General features: G+C 37.9%; 22 protein-coding genes. 4 read left to right on the forward strand and 18 right to left on the reverse strand.

The annotated features are described in order from the left end of the window. Positions 1-3: 3 nt before the first annotated feature. Positions 4-1065, forward strand: a complete 1062-nt coding sequence (gene mnmH / locus NSQ92_RS20340; RefSeq protein WP_047942641.1) for a tRNA 2-selenouridine(34) synthase MnmH — start codon at positions 4-6, stop codon at positions 1063-1065. A gap of 122 nt (positions 1066-1187) precedes the next feature. Continuing rightward, entirely contained in the window at positions 1188-1517 is a 330-nt protein-coding gene (locus tag NSQ92_RS20345; RefSeq protein WP_341153175.1) for a hypothetical protein, read from the forward strand. 418 nt (positions 1518-1935) lie between these two features. On the opposite strand, the gene galU is transcribed toward NSQ92_RS20345, so the two are convergent. The 8 genes from galU to NSQ92_RS20385 all read right to left on the reverse strand — a co-directional run bounded on the left by galU (position 1936) and on the right by NSQ92_RS20385 (position 10054). Further along, entirely contained in the window at positions 1936-2832 is an 897-nt protein-coding gene (galU, locus tag NSQ92_RS20350) for a UTP--glucose-1-phosphate uridylyltransferase GalU (protein WP_144544805.1), read from the reverse strand. Between the two features lie 342 nt (positions 2833-3174). After that, a complete protein-coding gene (locus NSQ92_RS20355) occupies positions 3175-3729 on the reverse strand; it encodes a YdhK family protein (RefSeq protein ID WP_047942644.1) in 555 nt (184 codons plus the stop codon). Positions 3730-3789: 60 nt separating this feature from the next. Continuing rightward, entirely contained in the window at positions 3790-5481 is a 1692-nt protein-coding gene (locus NSQ92_RS20360) for an ATP-binding protein (protein WP_341133428.1), read from the reverse strand. A 140-nt stretch (positions 5482-5621) separates the two neighbouring features. Then, on the reverse strand, positions 5622-7652 hold the full coding sequence (locus tag NSQ92_RS20365; protein WP_341153176.1) for a Na+/H+ antiporter: 2031 nt from the start codon (positions 7650-7652) through the stop codon (positions 5622-5624). Between the two features lie 105 nt (positions 7653-7757). Further along, complete coding sequence (locus NSQ92_RS20370) at positions 7758-8267, reverse strand: DinB family protein (RefSeq protein ID WP_341133426.1); 510 nt, start codon at positions 8265-8267, stop codon at positions 7758-7760. A 12-nt stretch (positions 8268-8279) separates the two neighbouring features. Then, positions 8280-8792: a GNAT family N-acetyltransferase gene (locus NSQ92_RS20375; protein ID WP_047942647.1), complete on the reverse strand. Its 513-nt coding sequence runs from the start codon at positions 8790-8792 to the stop codon at positions 8280-8282. Between the two features lie 141 nt (positions 8793-8933). Continuing rightward, positions 8934-9290 carry a GIY-YIG nuclease family protein gene (locus NSQ92_RS20380; RefSeq protein ID WP_047942650.1) on the reverse strand — a complete coding sequence of 119 codons (357 nt, stop codon included), beginning with the start codon at positions 9288-9290 and terminating at the stop codon, positions 8934-8936. Between the two features lie 17 nt (positions 9291-9307). After that, positions 9308-10054 (reverse strand): DUF2087 domain-containing protein, encoded by a 747-nt coding sequence (locus NSQ92_RS20385; protein WP_061800811.1) that lies wholly within the window; start codon positions 10052-10054, stop codon positions 9308-9310. Positions 10055-10166: 112 nt separating this feature from the next. Here NSQ92_RS20385 and NSQ92_RS20390 point away from each other — a divergent pair, with 112 nt between their 5' ends. Further along, positions 10167-10391: a hypothetical protein gene (locus NSQ92_RS20390; protein ID WP_144544803.1), complete on the forward strand. Its 225-nt coding sequence runs from the start codon at positions 10167-10169 to the stop codon at positions 10389-10391. 254 nt (positions 10392-10645) lie between these two features. On the opposite strand, the gene NSQ92_RS20395 is transcribed toward NSQ92_RS20390, so the two are convergent. Next, positions 10646-10786, reverse strand: a complete 141-nt coding sequence (locus NSQ92_RS20395) for a hypothetical protein (RefSeq protein WP_186325636.1) — start codon at positions 10784-10786, stop codon at positions 10646-10648. An 89-nt stretch (positions 10787-10875) separates the two neighbouring features. Between NSQ92_RS20395 and NSQ92_RS20400 the strand changes: the two genes are divergently transcribed. Further along, positions 10876-11445 carry an HAD hydrolase-like protein gene (locus NSQ92_RS20400; RefSeq protein ID WP_341133425.1) on the forward strand — a complete coding sequence of 190 codons (570 nt, stop codon included), beginning with the start codon at positions 10876-10878 and terminating at the stop codon, positions 11443-11445. A gap of 45 nt (positions 11446-11490) precedes the next feature. Here NSQ92_RS20400 and NSQ92_RS20405 read toward each other — a convergent pair whose 3' ends face one another. From NSQ92_RS20405 to NSQ92_RS20445, 9 genes are all read right to left on the reverse strand, one after another. Then, on the reverse strand, positions 11491-12282 hold the full coding sequence (locus NSQ92_RS20405) for a metallophosphoesterase (protein WP_341133445.1): 792 nt from the start codon (positions 12280-12282) through the stop codon (positions 11491-11493). Between the two features lie 17 nt (positions 12283-12299). Beyond that, entirely contained in the window at positions 12300-13043 is a 744-nt protein-coding gene (locus NSQ92_RS20410; RefSeq protein WP_047942655.1) for a Yip1 family protein, read from the reverse strand. A gap of 430 nt (positions 13044-13473) precedes the next feature. Next, on the reverse strand, positions 13474-14076 hold the full coding sequence (locus NSQ92_RS20415; protein ID WP_047942657.1) for a response regulator transcription factor: 603 nt from the start codon (positions 14074-14076) through the stop codon (positions 13474-13476). Beyond that, positions 14073-15206, reverse strand: coding sequence for a sensor histidine kinase (locus NSQ92_RS20420; protein WP_341153177.1), 1134 nt, complete (start codon positions 15204-15206; stop codon positions 14073-14075). The genes NSQ92_RS20415 and NSQ92_RS20420 overlap by 4 nt, the downstream gene beginning before the upstream one ends. An 8-nt stretch (positions 15207-15214) precedes the next feature. Beyond that, the gene (locus NSQ92_RS20425) at positions 15215-15952 is read right to left on the reverse strand and encodes an ABC transporter permease (RefSeq protein ID WP_341153178.1); all 738 of its coding nucleotides are present in this window, start codon (positions 15950-15952) and stop codon (positions 15215-15217) included. After that, complete coding sequence (locus NSQ92_RS20430; protein ID WP_061800813.1) at positions 15927-16856, reverse strand: ABC transporter ATP-binding protein; 930 nt, start codon at positions 16854-16856, stop codon at positions 15927-15929. The genes NSQ92_RS20425 and NSQ92_RS20430 overlap by 26 nt, the downstream gene beginning before the upstream one ends. 119 nt (positions 16857-16975) lie before the next feature. Continuing rightward, entirely contained in the window at positions 16976-17461 is a 486-nt protein-coding gene (locus tag NSQ92_RS20435; protein ID WP_144579627.1) for a GNAT family N-acetyltransferase, read from the reverse strand. After that, complete coding sequence (locus NSQ92_RS20440; protein ID WP_144579629.1) at positions 17458-17832, reverse strand: DUF2500 family protein; 375 nt, start codon at positions 17830-17832, stop codon at positions 17458-17460. The genes NSQ92_RS20435 and NSQ92_RS20440 overlap by 4 nt, the downstream gene beginning before the upstream one ends. A 202-nt stretch (positions 17833-18034) precedes the next feature. Then, positions 18035-18583 (reverse strand): DUF3231 family protein, encoded by a 549-nt coding sequence (locus NSQ92_RS20445; RefSeq protein ID WP_047942665.1) that lies wholly within the window; start codon positions 18581-18583, stop codon positions 18035-18037. Positions 18584-18721 lie beyond the last annotated feature (138 nt).

Consider the following 18721-nt stretch of genomic DNA (forward strand, 5'->3'; position numbering starts at 1 on the left):
ACCTTGTTTCAAGATATAACAATCGAACGATTATTAGAATTACGGGAGAAAAAAGAATTTTCTTTAGTAGATGTTCGCTCTCCTTCTGAATTTAACGAGCATACAATTCCTGGCAGTGTCAATATCCCTCTTTTTACAGATGAGGAAAGAGCAGAAGTTGGGACTCTTTATAAGCAGGTAAGTGTGGAAGCGGCAAAAGCTCGCGGCTTGGAAATCGTATCTGCTAAACTGCCTGCTTTCATCCAGTCATTCCAAGAATTATCAAGGGATGTAGTGGTCTTTTGCTGGCGGGGCGGCATGCGCAGTAAAACAGCGGCAACCGTTATTGATTTAATGGGCGTGCATAGCTACCGCTTGCAAGGCGGTTTCCGGACGTACCGACAATGGGTTATCCACCAATTAGATACAATGGAAATGGCTCAGGAAGCAATTGTCTTAAACGGCTACACTGGTTCCAATAAAACTGTTATTTTACAGCATTTAAAACAAGAAGGACTTCCTGTATTGGACTTGGAGGGAATGGCCAATCATCGCGGCTCCATCTTCGGCCAAATTGGACTCAAGCCCCATAATCAGAAGACTTTCGACTCCTTGCTTGTCGGCGAAATCGAAAAGCTGCCTGCTTCTCCCTATTTTTTAATGGAAGGTGAAAGTAAGCGAATTGGCAAAGTACTGCTGCCTAACTTTCTTTTGAAAAAAAAGGAGGCTGGCCTTCAGCTATTTATTCATATGCCAATCGAGGAACGAGTTCAGCATATATTGACTGACTATTCTCCAGCCAATCATCATGATGAATGTGTAGAAGCATTCCAATTAATCAAGCGGCGCATCCACACACCCGCGGCTGCTAAAATTGAAGAATCTCTACAGACTAGAAACTATGCTGAAGCTGTTGAATTGCTGTTAACCTACTATTATGATCCGCTCTATGAAAGAACGGCTTTACAATATAAAGATGAGCAAACTATCGATTTATATGTGCAAAACACAGAGGATGCGATCATTAAAGTAAGGGAGTTTTGGCAAAAGAAGAGTCGGACTTCAGCGAAGAGCGAAGTGAACTAACTTTTGTAAATGGCTTTATTACTTGTTATTGAGGACAAGTGATAAAGCTTTTTTTTAGTTTTGAGGGCGTGATGCGTGTAGAATGTTAAATGAAGGAAGGGATTTTGCAGTGGTGATTGACTATGGAGTTGATTTGGGTGCCGTTTTGTGATTATCCTTCTAATGATGGAGTCGATTCGGGCAGAAATTTGGAATTATTGGCTAGAAACACTGAGACAAGAGCAAAATTAAGGGAAGGGATTTTAGGCTATCAGCCAAACTTGGGGCGTTATCAGCCAAACCTCAGTACTTATCAGCCAAACCTCAGTACTTATCAGCCAAACTTCAGATTTATCAGCCAAACCTCAGATTTATCAGCCAAACTTCAGATTTATCAGCCAAACTTCAGTACTTATCAGCCAAACTTCAGTATTTTTCAGCCAAACTTCAGATTTTTCAGCCAAACTTCATAACTTATCAGCCAAACCTCATAACTTATCAGCCAAACTTCAGCTTTATCAGCCAAACCTCAGATTTATCAGCCAAACCTCATAACTTATCAGCCAAACCTCATAACTTATCAGCCAAACTTCAGATTTATCAGCCAAACTTCAGCTTTATCAGCCAAACCTCATAACTTATCAGCCAAACTTCAGCTTTATCAGCCAAACTTCAGATTTATCAGCCAAACTTCAGCTTTATCAGCCAAACTTCAGCTTTATCAGCCAAACCTCAGTACTTATCAGCCAAACCTCAGTACTTATCAGCCAAACCTCATAACTTATCAGCCAAACCACCAGCAACTACCAACCCCCTCTTACTCACACCACAAATTCCAAATAAAAACGCCTCTCACATGCAGATTATCTACATCCAAAAGGCGTTCTCTTATTACAATACTTTGATTTTATCTAGATCAGCTTTATCCAGTACTGCTTTCATATATTCAATAATTTCTTCTCGCATTTCATCGCGTTGTAAGGCAAATTCTAATGTTGTTTTTACGAATCCTAATGTTTCACCAACGTCATAACGATCTCCTTCGAAATCATAAGCAAAAACACGTTGAATTTGGTTTAATTGTTGGATGGCATCTGTTAATTGGATTTCTCCACCTGCACCTGTTTGCTGATTTTCCAAGTACATGAAGATTTCTGGCGTTAACACATAGCGACCCATGATTGCTAGGTTAGAAGGTGCTGTTCCGGGAGCTGGTTTTTCAATGAAATTATTTACCTGATATCTTCTTCCTTCGCTCTCACCTGGATCGACAATTCCGTAACGGTGTGTTTCATTTTCTGGGACTGTTTGAACGCCGATAACAGAAGCATGTGTTTCTTCGTATTGGTCAATTAATTGTTTTAAGCATGGTGTATCGCTCTGCACGATATCGTCACCAAGTAAAACAGCAAATGGCTCATCACCAATAAAGCTTTTTGCACACCATACAGCATGTCCTAAACCTTTTGGCTCTTTTTGTCTAATATAATGAATATCTGCAAGATTTGAAGAATATTGAACTTTTTCAAGCAATTCAAATTTCTCTTTATCACGAAGATTCTGTTCTAATTCATGCGCGTAATCGAAGTGATCTTCAATCGCTCTTTTTCCTTTACCGGTAACGATAATAATATCTTCAATACCAGAAGCAATTGCTTCCTCTACGATATATTGAATTGTAGGTTTATCGACAATTGGTAACATTTCTTTCGGCATCGCTTTCGTTGCTGGCAAAAATCTAGTACCTAGACCAGCGGCTGGAATGATCGCTTTTCTTACTTTTTTCAACTTATTTCCTCCTTTAGGCAATTCACTTTTGATTATACCATTTTTTTGTTAAAAGGGAATTCAAATACGAATTTCTTCTTTGTAAATTATTAGTAAAAAACACAAGGTTGTTCTTTATAAAATTATATTTCATTTTAATTCGTTCTTCATAACGCACAACCATTATATCACTTTAGCTTCTCTTTGAGAATAGTTGTTATGTATTTTTTAATAACTTATCACTTTTTACAATATTTTGTCAAATTATCCCTTAAATGCATTTATTACACCTTTAATATTCAGAAAACTTATTATTCTACCATACAAAAAAAGAGTTGTAATAACAACCCTTTTCTTCTAATATTATTCCGGATATACTTCTTCTTCGGTGACCCACTTGTGATTTGTTACCATATTGCCGCCTGTTGCCGGTTGATAATCTACCATATATACGGTTGTGTTCTCAGCGGAATCTATCGTCGCTTTTGCACCTTTCATCCCTTTCATATGATCTGCTTCTAAGGTAACCTCTGTCCCTTTTTCAAGCATTTCATTCCCAGCATCTTTTATTTCCTCTTGAATAACCCATTTATGATGCTTGACTGGTTTTCCACCTGTTGTCGGAGTGTAAGTCACTTCATACGCAATCGTGTTAAATGCATTTAATATCGTCGCTTCTGCTCCGTCCATTCCTTCCATGTGATCTGCCTTTAAGATGACTTGACTGCCTTCTTTATAAGTTGGATCTGATGCTGGCTCTAGGCCATCGGGAATATCTGAAGATCCCGTTTCTTTGTGTTCATGCTGGGTTTGCGTAGATAGATTTTCACTATCGCTATTTTTTTCACCAGATGAACAACCGTAAAATAGTAACAGTACGGCAAAAACCGCCGCCATGTAAAAATGCCTACTTTTCATTTCATTACCTCCTCTATTATTATGAATTCTTTCACTTTAGAGGTTATTTTAAACATACGTCTATTTATTAGCGAGAGGTAATTGAATCGTGAATGTGGTACCCATTCCATCTTCTGAGACATAATCTATTTTGCCCTTATGTTCTGCGATAATGTTATAGCAGATTACTAGCCCTAGCCCGGTTCCTTTTTCCTTTGTTGTGTAAAAAGGTTCCCCCAGCTTATTCTTTATTTCATCTGGTATTCCCTTCCCATTATCAGTAATAGTAACAACTACCCATTTTCCATCAAGCTTTGCTTCCATATTTATGATGCCGCCATTATCCATTGCTTCAATCGCATTTTTGACCAAATTGATAAAAACTTGTTTAATCTGATCTACATTGCATAATGTATTTAAATGATCTCCATATGTATCTAAATTAATGACAACATTATCTAAATTGGCTTGTGATTGCATTAAGGTGTAGACATCGAGAAGAATTTTTCCAATGTTTGTTTCTTTAATTTCTGATCTGGCTGGTTTTCCTAAAAACATTAGCTCGCTTGCAATTGTTTCGATTCGATTGATTTCAAGATCAAGGATTGGATAAATATCATCTAATTTCATCGCCCCTTGGTATGCCAGCTTTAAAAAACCTTTAATGGCCGTAAGAGGATTTCTAATTTCATGGGCAATACTTGCTGCTAGTTGTCCTGCTATTCCTAGTTTTTCATTTTTTATCTGCAGCTGCTGGTTCTCTTTTCTAACACTTATATCTCGTGCAATGATAATAACGGTGGAACTTAAATCTTCAAAAAGAAACGGATAAGCTAAAACTTCTACCTCTACCTTTTTTCCTTTTGAGGTAATCAACTGCATTTCATATGGAGTAGAAATTTCCTCTTTCCATATATTTCTAGATTTATCTAAATAGTTTTCTAGGAAATCTGGCTCCATAATCTCGTAAGCTGACTTTCCGACAAGATCTTCTGCATCTAATAACTTTGCAGCTGCTTTATTTACATACATAATAATATTGTTGGAAGTAATAAATACCGCGTCTAGCATGTCCTCTACTAGCCGGGAATAGTAGGTTTGTGCTAATTGTAGGTTGGCAATCGTCTCTTCATATTTACCATTTCGCACGGGGGATGGAGGTAAGATTTCTTTTTCATAAACACTGGATAAGGTAAATTCCGTATCTGTCATCACATATGGATGGTACTTTTTTAAGCTTATATAATTGCTTGCAGATAATTCCATCCCGTCATAGACACATACCGTATAATTATGATAATCCCTTATGTACTCATCTACTTTATCCTCGTATTGAAGTAATTTATCTATGTTACTTTTTTCACTTAAGAGTCTTGGTATTATTTTCCCCCAATAACGGATGGTAATTTCTTTATTGAAAAATAGGGTAGGATCAACCAAGTCTTTGCTTGCCTCCAATATATTCTCCAAACATAGTTCTCCGTTTTTAAAATAAACATCTTCACTATCAATAAAGTTTATTTTATCAATTAGCTTAGTATGTAATCCGTTCGCTTCCAACTTTTTTATTATTAGTGGCCATATTTTCTGCTGATCGACAAAAATTACTATTTGCTCCAAAAGCAGACCGGTTTTTAAGAAGGACGCCGCATTAGTTATGTATTTATCTTCGTCGTTCGTTAAGTATAAGACATGGGCACCACTTGTCATATCAGAGAGATTTGTAAGAGCAACCTCTGGATGAAACCTTGTCTGAGGAGTATATACAGCCATTAAAAACCCCCAACTTTCTTTATAAAGTTTAATATCCTTTTATTATAGCATGTAAATTTCCGACTATTTGGATGAATTTATTATTTTTTCAAAAATAGAGAGAGAGTTCCTCACTATGCAGGAAGGAACTCTCTCTCCGTCTATTCTTCATATTCATACAAGGTTACACTCTCAATATAATGAACAAATCTACGAAGTTCTTTCGTCTGTTCTCGATTTATTTCTCCTTTTTCATACATTTGCTGTATGGCTGCGCGTTGCTGATCCACGATGCCTAGACGTAATTCTTCTATTTGTTCCTGCAGCTTTTCATTAAATGATGCTGATGGTTGTTTTTCCCAGCGATCGACCATCCGTCGGTATTCTAAAATAACGGATTCTACTTGCTGTTTATGTTCCGCTGTCTCTTTCCATTGTTCCAAATAGGAAAGAGCAGATTTCATCGAATTTAATAGCACCTCTTTACTGATACGAATTTGTTCTCTTCGATCACGTTTATTACCGCGGTGTTTCCGCACAAAGCGTTTCCAGCCTCTCATGGCCTTTCCAAACAGAAATCTCGTCCCAGTTTGCACATTGGTGCATAGTATTTCTTCGCGATAATCCAATGATTTTTCAAAAATCGCAAACACTTCTTCTGAAATTTTTCCCTCTTTTACTAAATGGTGTACATAGTTACGTTCTTCTTTTAAGGCGCGCAACCTAATTTCAACCAAGGCTGAATATTTATTCTCTTCCTCTTCTGTTCTTGCCACTTGATAATTTAACTGCTGAATGCGTCGTTTATATTCATCAATTAGTTCATAAGCAGCTGCTGTATTTTCTTCATTCATTTCTAAATAGAGCTTATCAATAGTGGAAAGCATAAGCTTTTTCTTTGCTCTGATTACTAGTTCTTCATCATTTATTTCTGTCTCTCCACTATTTTTACTAAGGAATGGCAAAAATATCGTAGCTGCAAGTAAAGTGAACATGATAACACCTGCAGCTAGAAAGAGAATTAAGGAACGCTCTGGAAATCCTTGGCCAGTATGGATGACAAAGGGGATCGACAGTACCCCTGCCATTGTTACAGCCCCGCGGACTCCTGTCAGACTGACCAGTAAAGTATGCTTCATACTCGGCTTTTCGTTTTCTCTTGTCTTGTTCGCTTTATATTCATAAATGGAAAATAAATAGGACCAGAAAAAGCGAATGCCAAGAATAACAATCCCAATTAACATGACATATCCGATAATTAACCAATTACTTAAAGAAGGATCTTCCACTGTATCCATAATAGAAGATGGGATATTTAACCCGAGTAATAAGAAGACTATTCCATTAAGAATAAAGATAACGATAGACCAAATATTTTCCGTTAATACCTGTTCCTCCGCAAGCATCGTTTCGGTTCTTTCACTCACTAAGGAGTGAATAATTCCACCTACTACAACAGCAATCACCCCAGAAGCATGGAGCATTTCCTCAGCTATAATAAAAATTAGAAACGGTGTCAGCACCTGTAACAAAGAGTGGAATGTAACATCCTGGATTCCCTGTTTTCGTAAAATAAAACGGATTATGATAATAAGAAGACTTAAAACAAGTCCTGCTACAGCTCCAATGAAAAAGGTATACGTGAAATCAGTCAATGCCTCTGTAATCGAGAAGTATCCTGTGACAACAGCAGCAACCGCATAATTAAATGCCACTAGCCCTGAAGCATCATTAATCAGCGATTCTCCTCTTACAAGGTTGAGCACGCTTGCTGGAATATGAATACGTTTCGCAATCCCATTGACAGCTACTGGATCTGTCGGGGATAAAATTGCCGCTAAAGCAAAGGCCGCCGCAAGCGGGATACTGGGAATAAGCCAATGAACAAAATAACCGCCAACGATAGTCGTAAGCAATACTAAGATAATGGCATTCCCTAAAATAGAAGTACGCATCTTCCATAGCTCTTCTCTTGGAAAATGCCTGCCATCGTTATAAAGCAAAGGGGCAACAAACAAGAGCAAAAACCACTCTGCCTCTAATTCAAGCTCAAAATCGGAGAAGAGAAGTGCCATCACTACTCCAAATGCAATTTGCGTTAAGGCAGTTGGGATAGAGGGAAGATAATGACTGACAATATTCGAAATCAGTAAACAAAATAATAATAAAATGATTGTTATTAATAACTCCATCTTGTTGTCTCCTTGCAGATTCTTATGCTAGTTTTTCTCCTTTTTATGTAGATTATGTTGGAAAGAGATTAAAAAGAGATTCCCAACAGGAACCTCCCTTCATAATTAAACCATGTATCTTTCTTTTATCAGTTTCAAATGATGAAGCTCATGCCCGGCAATAATATAAGCAAGGGCCATGACAGTAAATTCTCCGTTATTAGCAAAACCCCTGTTTTCCCAAGCATCTTCTGGAAGGCCTTTCAACAAGCTTACCGTAGATTTGCGGACTGCGACTAATTCTTCTAATAGATCATCTATTGTTCTTGTCGAAAAATGGGCATTCTCCACATAGTCCTCATCATCATAACCGGCTAATGGCGTTTTATCTCCTCGAGCAATCCGCATTAAGCGATATGCCTGAATTCTCTCCGTATCGCTCATATGACCAACCACTTCGATGAATGACCACTTTCCATCTGCATAGCGAAAATCACGTCGGTCTTCGTTTTCCTTTATATAAGCAACTGTTTCTTCTATTTGAGCATTAATTAAAGCAATTATATCTCCCTCTGGAACTAAGCCTATATACTCCCGATAATGTTCTGGATAATCACTAATGGCTGGTCTTATCATGCTGACTCCCCCTTATTCTTCTACTGGAGATTTAGGTCCTGTTAATTCTAGCTGATAAAAGGCTAAATCTAACCATTTCTCAAATTTATAGCCTGCCTTTTTTATCGTGCCTGAATACGTAAATCCTAATTTCTCATGAATAAAGATACTTCCTTTATTCGTACTGTCAATTCCGGCAATAAGGGTTGCATACTCCTCTTCTTCCGCCCGCTCAATCAGTGCTTTTAATAAGTGTGTACCAATTCCTCTTTTTCTTGCTTCTTTATGAACATACACCGAATGCTCAATCGAATATTTATAAGCTGGCCATGCTCGAAATGGTCCATATGTTGCAAAACCAAGCACCTTCCCAGCCTCCTCGAAAACAAAAAGAGGATATCCGCCCTCCAGCTTCTGGTTATACCATGCTTTTCTGTCTTCTAAGGAATGGGCACGATAACCATATACGGCCGTTGTATGTAAAATGGCATCATTATATATTTCCAAAACCTCTTCTAAATCTGTTTCCTTCATCTCACGGATCATTGCCATATCCCCTTTTTTCTATAATTTGAAAAATTCCATCAAATTTTATAATCTTATTAAGTAAGATACCAATTAGGGACGAAAAATGAAAGTATTTTTTACTTTATCTAATGAAAAAAGATGTCCTATTAAAGACATCCCTTACTCTTTCCTGCTATTATAGCCACTATCTCCAAACGGCTGTAATTTCTCCAGCCACTTTTCTTCCAACTTAGCCAGCTCTTCCTTTTCATTGTAATAAGGATCATCTTTCTTCGGCTTTAATACTTCAACTATCTCAAAGGAAAATGCTTCTTTGCCGTATTGCTTCCATTCATCCACCAATTTTTTATTTGCATATCCGCCATTTTCCAAGGAGAATTTCACACCATTAATGGTTTTGAAATTTCTTGTACTAACGACACAGACTTTCCCATTCTTCTTATTAGTAATTGTATAAATACCGGCTTCGACCGGAATTTCTTTATATTGCATTTTCAGTTCTTTTTTTCGGTCCATTGTGATTCACCTTTCTTTTACTTTTTTAACCAGTAAAGACTTCCATCTGCTTTACGGTCAAGAAATCCGTATTCGATTAAATATCTTCTGATAAGAACATAGTCAGGGTAAATTGTTTTTAAATGCTGATTCAATTGCTTCTCCGTGTAGTTTTCTTGCCCTTCTAAATACTTCGCTATTTCCCGAAGAACCCCTAATTTCTGCTTTTGTTTGATCGGAAATTTACTTAATATACCATTGTTGAAATATTTTGCTGCTATTTTTCCCTGCTCTTCTTCCGTGATATTATATCTGTCGTCTACCATTGCAGCAGTAGGATGAACAGGGACAAAGCTTGGCGCATGATGGTCCTTTTCCTTCAGCAGCTCCATTATTGCCAGAAAATTTTTCGCCTGCCTTTCTTTTTCCTTAAGAGCAAAACGATGATGCCGAATGGTTGAAGCACTGCCGATTTCCAACTCTGCTTTCACTTCTTCATCCCTTTTTCCCTGATAAAACAGCTCCAGCAATTTTGTCTGATGCTCCGTTAACCCTGTCATCTTTTTATCTAAGCTTAGTAAAAAATGAAAAACTGATTGATGGACATCCTCGATATGACGCTTCATGTACTTTTCCGCTTCATATAATCTGCCGTCTTCCGGGTAGATAATCCCTTTCTCGATCTCCTCCCCACATAAAAGACAAAGATACGAATCTGAATTCTCAATATAACCCTTTTTTAATTCATCAATCGTTGCATTTTGAAAATAAGATGAAACATTCATTTATAAACACTCCATTAATTCGTTTGTTATTTTACAAACAATTATTATTTACGTTAGTTAAATATTAAACTTTCTTTGGGTAATCGTCAATAGTCTTAGGAGTTTTTTGTGGATGGATCTTTGGCGTGCTTTGGGGCTTTGGGGTTTCTTTCTTTTTCAGCTTCTATTGGAGTTAGGTTATGCAAGCTATTTTTCTTCTCTATTCTATTTTTTGGCTTTCATCTGTGCTCTGAACGCCTCTTTTTTCTTCCCAACTCTATTTTTTGGTTTTCATCAACGCTATGAACACCACTTGTCCCTTTCCTGCTCTCCTTTTTGGCTTTCATCAACGCTATGAACACCACTTGTCCCTTTCCTGCTCTCCTTTTTGGTTTTCATCTGCGCTATGAACACCTTTTTTCTCTTCCCAGCCCTCCTTTTTGGCTTTCATCAACGCTATGAACACCACTTGTCCCTTTCCTGCTCTCCTTTTTGGTTTTCATCAACGCTATGAACACCATCTTTCTCTTCCCTGCTCTCCTTTTTGGCTTTCATCAACGCTATGAACACCTTTTTTCTCTTCCCAGCCCTCCTTTTTGGCTTTCATCAACGCTATGAACACCACTTGTCCCTTCCCTGCTCTCCTTTTTGGTTTTCATCACCGTTATGAACACCTTTTTCTCTTCCCTGCTCTCCTTTTTGGTTTTCATCAACGTTATGAACACCACCTTTCTCTTCCCTGCCCTCTTTCATCTTAGCTCTCTATCTAACAATCTCTGAATGGACATTCCCAAACAAGTGTACTACCATGAAAGAAACTGCTTTTATTGGAGGATATATGGATGAATATTCTTTGGGATTTTGATGGTACGTTATTTGATACGTATCCTGCTTATACAAATATTATTTATAAGGTATTGGGTGAAAAGGTGGACAAGGCCGGTATTTATAAAGAGCTAAAAGTATCTTTTTCTCATGCGATGGAATATTTCAACATAACAGAGCAGCAGCGAAATGAGATTAAGCTTATGAATAAAGGAATTGCTGCGGATGAGGTGAAACCTTTTACAGGGGTAGAGGAGATTTTGAAAACTGCGGAAATAAATGTGATTATGACGCATAAAAGCTATGACGGTGTGGTAAATTTTCTTCAGCACTATGGGTGGGAGCGTTATTTTGCTGAAATAGTAACATTGGAGAATGGTTTTCCGCGGAAGCCTGCGGTTAATGCCTATCAATATTTGCACACGAAGTATTCCATTGACTTAGCTATTGGTGATAGAGAACTGGATTTAATTCCAGCTAAGGAATTAGGGATACAAACTTGTATATTTCAAAATCAATGTGAATTTGCTGACTTTCATCTATCAGACTTTGCTGATTTTTTCAAAGTATACCCGATGAAAGCGTAACTATTAAGATAATAAAGAGCATCCCCTTAAATCTCGGAATGCTCTTTACTCTTTTTCCAACACTACTTCGATAATTTCAGGACGATTAAAAATTCGCTGGGGAATGATGCTATTTCCTAAGCCTCTATTCACAATCATTGCTGTGTCTGCTTTTTTATACATACCAGCTGTATATTCTGGCGTGAAGCCTTGGTCTGGAGCGACAATTCCACCGATAAAGGGCAATCTTACTTGACCACCATGTGCATGTCCTGTTAAAGCTAAATCTATTTTTTCATAGAGAGAAAAAAGCTCTGGCCGATGGGACAACAGCAAGTTGAAATGTTCTTCCTCCTTCAGGCCACCTAGTATTTCAGCTAGTTCATCCTCTCTAGATAAAAAGGTTGGATCATCTACACCGATAATATTAATCGTTTCTCCTCCAACCTTTACAAGTGTCTGTTCATTTCTTAACACAAACACGCCTGCATGTTTTAATTTCGCTTCTAATGACGGAAATTCCCCTGACCAGTATTCATGATTGCCTGTTACATAATACGTTGGCGCAAGCTGGACAAGTCTTTCCATTAATGTCATACTTTTTTGTTCATCGTATTTTTTTGAATCCACAAGGTCTCCAGTAAAAACAATCAGGTCTGGGTTTAGCTTTTTTACTTGCTGTATTAAACGCTGTTGCTCTTTTCCAAATTGCTTGCTATGTAGGTCCGATAACTGCACTATTTTTATCGGCTTTGTTATTTTGGGAGACGAGAGAGTAAAGCTCGAGGTCGATAAATGATTATTCTGGTAGTATGAAAAAAATATACAGATGCCTATTAAAATAGCAAGAAGCAACATTCTTTTTTTCACTATATTCACTCTTTCTCCCAGTTCACCTCAAAACCGCCTTGTAATCCATCTCCGGTCACAATAAGCTTATAGGTTTCTGTTTTTTTTGCATCAAAGGTTAAAACTTTTTTCTCTTCATTACTTAAGCCAATTCTTCGATTTTTTTCATCTATTAAATAATACCCGAAGCCACCGCCATTGCGATTGGTAAAATCAATGTGAATGGTAACCCTTTCCCCTTTTTTCGCTTTAATCGGGACTTCATCCTCCCCGTTAAAATAAGCAAAATAAGCTTCGTAGGACTGTTCGCCTCTTACTGTATTCCATTCTTTTTTCACCGTGAAGTCTGGGATTGTTAACAAAAGAAAGAGAATAGGTGTACAGGCAAATATCCACTTAAACCAACTTACTTTAGCAGCTATTTTAATCCCTATATAGAATAAAATCGCGCTAAAACCAGAAACGATAGCAAGGACAGGTAGAACATTCCACATAATCGGCAAAAAAAGACATACTCCCACCACAATATATAATAGTAATTCTAGCTTTGGAAAATAGTTAGATATCCAATCTATTACGATCGAAATAAGAATTCCGAAACCAAAAAAGCCTATCCAAAAGTATGGATTTTCAATTTCATGTGAAAATAAATATAAATCGAAACTTGATAGAAAAATATAAGAAAAAAAGAGTGTTGCCGCAAAACCAGCTCCTGCTAGTTTTATAAAGGCATATTCCATTCCCCTTCTAAAGTTCTGACTATCTACCATATTTGTTCCTCCTAAAGGATAGTTACTAATATTCTATCAAAATAAGAAAATAAATTGTTAAATTTTTGGAAAATAGGCATAAGTTAAGGAAAATTTCCATCAGTCGGTTTGCTTGAGGTGGGTTATCCTAGCTGTTAAGCATACGATAAAATCAATTATTGATTTTATATGCTTTTATCAAAAAGAAGATTCTTATTCTTTTCCGTCTCAAATAATTACGAGTGGATATCCTTATCTTATATATTTTTCAGGCAGCAACATATTGCTGTTTACTTATTTTCTATTTTGACAAACCAGCCCGTTCTCTTTAACTATCCTATTGGGATGGAGCTTATGGTATTCGAAAATTGATCATGCTGTTGTCTCACTGTGGGGGCATTTAGCTTTTATAAGATGCGAGGAATGAGAATTCGTGAGGAGGAGGGCTATATTATAACCAACCATTCCGCTTCGCCTCGGCAATGGCCTCCATTCGATTTTTTGCCCCTAATTTGCTGATTGCTTCTGAGATATAATTGCGAATCGTTCCAGAAGATAAATAAAGCATTGCCGCAAGCTCCTTTACTGATTTTCCTTCTTCAATCAGTACTAATATTTCTCTTTCGCGCTTTGACAATGGATTTTCTTTTCCAATGCTGCCAAAAATCAGTTCAGAGGCGAACTCTCTTTTTCCGTCCATGATTTTGCGAATAGCTTCTGCTAATTCCTCGCTGGGACCATCCTTTAGTAAATAGCCATGAACATTGGCATTTAGTGCTCTTTCAAAATATCCTGGTCGCGCAAATGTCGTTAAAATAATCACTTTACAAGAAGATTTCTGCCTCTGTAATTCCTCTGCCACGTCTAGACCGCTTTTAATAGGCATTTCAATATCTAATAAACAGACGTCTGGATTATATTTTTTTATTAGCTCTAAGGCCTGTTCGCCATTTTCCGCTTGTCCCACGACCTCCATATCCTCTTCAAAATTAAGCAACGTTCCTAATGCTCCTCTTAGCATGCGCTGGTCTTCAGAGATGATAATTCGTATCACAATATCTCCTCCTCTCTTCTTTCCTTTCGAATAATGGGAACAATGATGTGCAGAGTGGTTCCCGAATTAGCCGTCATACTCCATTTTCCGTCAACCAATTCCAGTCTTTCACGGATTCCCTTTAATCCATTCCCTTGCGTTTCATCTCCCTTCACGCCTTTCCCATTATCCTGCACGATAAGCTCTATCTCGCCTATACGTTGTTGAATCGATACTTTACTGATGGTTGCCGCACTGTGCCTGATTATATTTGTTACTGCTTCTTTTAAGCAGAGACTAATAATATTCTGGGTTAAAAGCGGGACCTCTCCATCTTCTAGTTCGATTGCTAGTTCACTTTCTATCTCTGCTGTCTGTAAAGCTGTCTGTATCTCTACTATTGCTTCACGAATGGTTATGGCGCGCATATCAGACACAAGCTCACGAACTTGCTTTAACGCTGAGCGTGATATGCTTTCCATTTCCTTTGCCTCTTGTATGGCACTATCTGGTTGAGCTGGCACCATTTTTGCGATAAGCTGGCTTTTTAATGTCAGCAGGGATAAAGTGTGGCCGAGCGTATCATGCAAATCTCGAGCAATTCTCATTCGTTCTTCTCTTTTAACAAGATGGCTAATTTGCTCATTCGCTATATCTAATTGTCTTTCTAAATCCATCCGTCGGTTCATCGAGCGGATTCCAAAAGGAGAAATCAGCATAATGATAAAGAACGGCACTAAGAAAAAGAGAGACTGAGGATTGACACCATTCCAACTAAAGATAATTGGAATAACCAAGGAAATGGCGAAAAGGCTGTAAAAGTAATAGAAGTACTTTTTGCCTGAGTAATATCCGATAAAGTTAGCAGGAAAATACCCCATAAATAATAGATTAGGATCATAGAAGATACTAAAAAACATGACTATCAAGATTTGCACAACCAGCCAATAATTAAATATACTCTCTTCCATATGACAGTATAATTGTCGATAAGCCAGGAGGAAAACAAGTACAAGCAGGATACCAATCAATTGCTTTATCCCATTCTCCTGCATTACCTGAATAATCGGAAGTAATACGTATACTAAAAAGATATAAGGAAAAAAACCATATCTTTTCGGAAAAAGCTCAAATTTCTTCTTGGTATCCATTTTGGACTTTACACCGCCTCTCGTTTTTTTCCAATATAAATTGATAATACCATAAATAGGAGAAGATACCCGGTAATCATCAGATAATTGAGAAAGGATGGATATTGATCTCTAATAATCTCCCACGCTCCATTAGCAAAATGATAGGAAGGAACCCATTTCGCCACTTGCTGCATAAAGGATGGAAACACATCAATCGGCATCCACATTCCTCCTGTTATTGCCATAGACATATATAATAGATTGCTAATTCCTGAAGCTGTTTCTACTTTTTTGATATTACCGACGATCGTTCCAAGCGCTAGAAACGGGAGGGATCCGAAGAGAATCCAGATTCCGCAAAGCACCCACTGAGAAAAAGAAAGATGAACCCCATTAATAAGGACTCCAGCCGTAAATATCACCATGATGGAAAATAAATGGATAACAGTTTGTGCCACCATCTTGGCTCCAAAGTAAGCAAATTGGGAAAGGGGCGTAATATGCAGGAAAATGGTCCACCCTTCTGCTTTTTCCTCCACAATTTTGATTCCTAACGTCATAATACTAGACCCCATAATGCTAAATGTTGTCATCGACATTAAATAATGTACATTCCATAACGCCTCATCATCTCGTGGCGCCGTGAAAATATTGGTAAATAAAAAATAAAAAAAGACGGGAATAAGTAAGGACCAAAAGATATAATATTTATTCCGAAGCGTTCGGACGATTTCCGCTTTACTTTGCATCCAAAAAGATTTCATTCTCATTAACCCCCTTCGTATCTTCCATTAACTGCGAGAAAACCTCTTCTAACCGACCAAGCTTTACTTCTATATGCTGAATATCCAACTGTCTATCGAAAAGTTCTTGTAAAAGCTGATCCGAATTTGTAGCAGTCAGCATTACTTTCTCCTTCTCTTTCTGCACATCCACAACATATGGCAATTCTCGGTAGAATTTTAAACTATAAGGAGATTTCTCCTGAAACATTACCCTTGGTTTTGTAAGTTTTTCCTTCAATTGTGCTGGTGTACCGTCGCCTACTACCTCCCCCTTATTAATCATAATAATTCTTTCCGCTACTTCATCTGCTTCTTGTAAGTAATGGGTTGTAAAAAGGATTGTCTTTCCTTGTCTATTCAATTCTTTGATTTTTTGCCAAAACTGTTCTCTTGACGTTACGTCCATGCCCACGGTTGGTTCATCTAAAAACAACAAATCAGGATTTCCTGCCAGTGCCAACGCAAAATTCAAGCGTCGTTTCTGCCCGCCAGAAAGCTTTTCCGTCCGTTGATTCCAAGCTTCTTCTTGAAGCCCTGTTAGTTCCAACAGAGTTGATAACGCTAGCGGACTTTGATAATAGCTTTGAACTAATTGGATTAGCTCCTTTACCTTCAAGCTGTCCATCACACTAACTTCCTGCAGCATCCCACCTACCTTTTCTAATACTTCCTTTTGTCTAGGATTCTTGTGAAAAAGAGAGATGGTCCCTCGGGTAGGTTTAATTAATCCAAGCATCATCCGCATCGCTGTCGTTTTCCCTGCGCCATTCGCTCCTAAGATTGCCACCATTTCTCCACGTTTTATTGAAAAGGAAATATCATGAACTGCCTTCTTTCCCTGAAATTCTTTCGTTACATGCCTTAACTCTACAATTGTTTCCAACTACTCCACCTCCAAGCTATTATCCTTAGTATAGCGAGCAAATAAGAGGCGGTTTAGTCGCAGATGTCAGGAATTTAAGATGACAAATGTCATTTTTTTATAAAAAAATGCTCTGGTTACTAACCAGAACACGGTTTGTTTCCTTCTTCTCTTGTCATTACGAAAAACTCTACATCATTTGCATTCTTAAAAGCAGAAACTTTACGAAAGCCAAATTTTTCATATAAGGCATTAGCTCGTTTATTAAAGGCTGCAACCGTTAAGCGCAGCGGCTGATTAGTTTCTATGGAATCGATAATAAATTGCATAAAGCCCATGCCCCGTCCCTGTCCTGTTAAGTCAGGACGCATACCAAGACCGATATCGAGGTATCCTTCTGGATATGCTTGAAACAGATATCCAATTGGAACCTGAGCAACAAAGCCTGTACAATAGAATCCGACTAGATTCCCCTCCTGTTCAATCGCATAATAAAGGTTTTCTGCAAACTCTTGTAACGATTCTTCTGTTACTTCTCCATTATATAAATCATAGGGGGCGGGATAGGTCCAGCTAAGGATTTCCCTGGCCGCCTCTTCTGTCATCTTTTGGATAGTGTAATTCATCCGCTATTTTCCCCTGTCCTTTTATTTCGCGTGAATCCTAAATATCTTGTGCCTTGAAATTGCAGGTCCCCGCTGTCCCCTTCAGCCAGCATGCCATATTCTTCGTCTTTCAGTTGAAATTCGGTACGATTTCCATTCGTAAATTCAAATGTGGCAAAATAGTGATTATATGCACGAGTATTTCCTCCGCCGTGAATACTTGTTCGTTTGCCTACTACCTTCGCAGCAGAAGTAAGATGTGGCTGCCGATTATTTTCCCCCCACTGAAAGATACCCTTTAAAACATTAAATAAAATAATAGCAAATACAAGAAAAATAAAGAGACGTGCAACTGTAAACATAATATCCCCACCAAGCAAAAATTCTTCCATAGACCAATCTCCTTTTATGAAAAGATTATTTTCTTTTGTTCCAATAGCACTATTACGCATGTATATGGGAAAAGGTTTCAAAAGGTAGTCATCATTTTCCTAAAAGGTTGTGCTTTCTTCAACAAAAAAATCTAGCGCTACGCCGCACTAGACTTTTTTATTAATATACTCGAACAGTTTATTTTTTATATTTATTTTTGAATTACTGCTGTGGTGCACCTGGAGGATAGAAGCTCGGCGGCATCTTAATCCATCCATGTTCCCTCATTCTCGTTTTTAACTCCATCCCATAAATGCTTTTCTCCGTATGGAAACGAATCCACATTAATCCGACATCACTGCGCACACTTTGCGTAATATTAGTGGAGCACATAACAATATTGCTTGTTACTTTTGCCGCCAGTAAATTGGCTATCTCCATATCGGTAGATTTCGCTCCTAAAGGCACGGCATTCGGATCGGACTTAGGCTTTGACTCAGCAGAACTTGAGAGGGGAACGCCTTCCTTAATCATAAACTTCTCTAATGTTTTGCGCTGTTCTGTTGCTAATTCTTTTGCTTCATGAAGCAATTTGATTAAAACATTATCTGTCGTTGTATTAAGTGCCATCTCAAGTACAGGAATTTCATCCGCAATTGCAGCATGATATGTCCAGCAGCCCATCGCCTCTCCAATATGAAGCAAAGGTTTCGGTTCTGAATCAAATCTTGTCTTAATATAGTCAAGAAGCGCTTCCATCTTATGTGCCATTACTACACCTCTTAGTGTTTTTTATTTTACCTATAATGTTTACAATTAGATGGCAGTTTATTCAAAATAAAGAAAAGGGAGATGAAAAGTGAAAAGAATCTCCTTTTTTCACAAATGAGCGACCATTTAAGTTCACAG

The sequence above is a fragment of the Niallia sp. FSL M8-0099 genome (assembly GCF_038006945.1).
GTDB classification, from domain to species: Bacteria; Bacillota; Bacilli; order Bacillales; family Cytobacillaceae; genus Niallia; species Niallia circulans.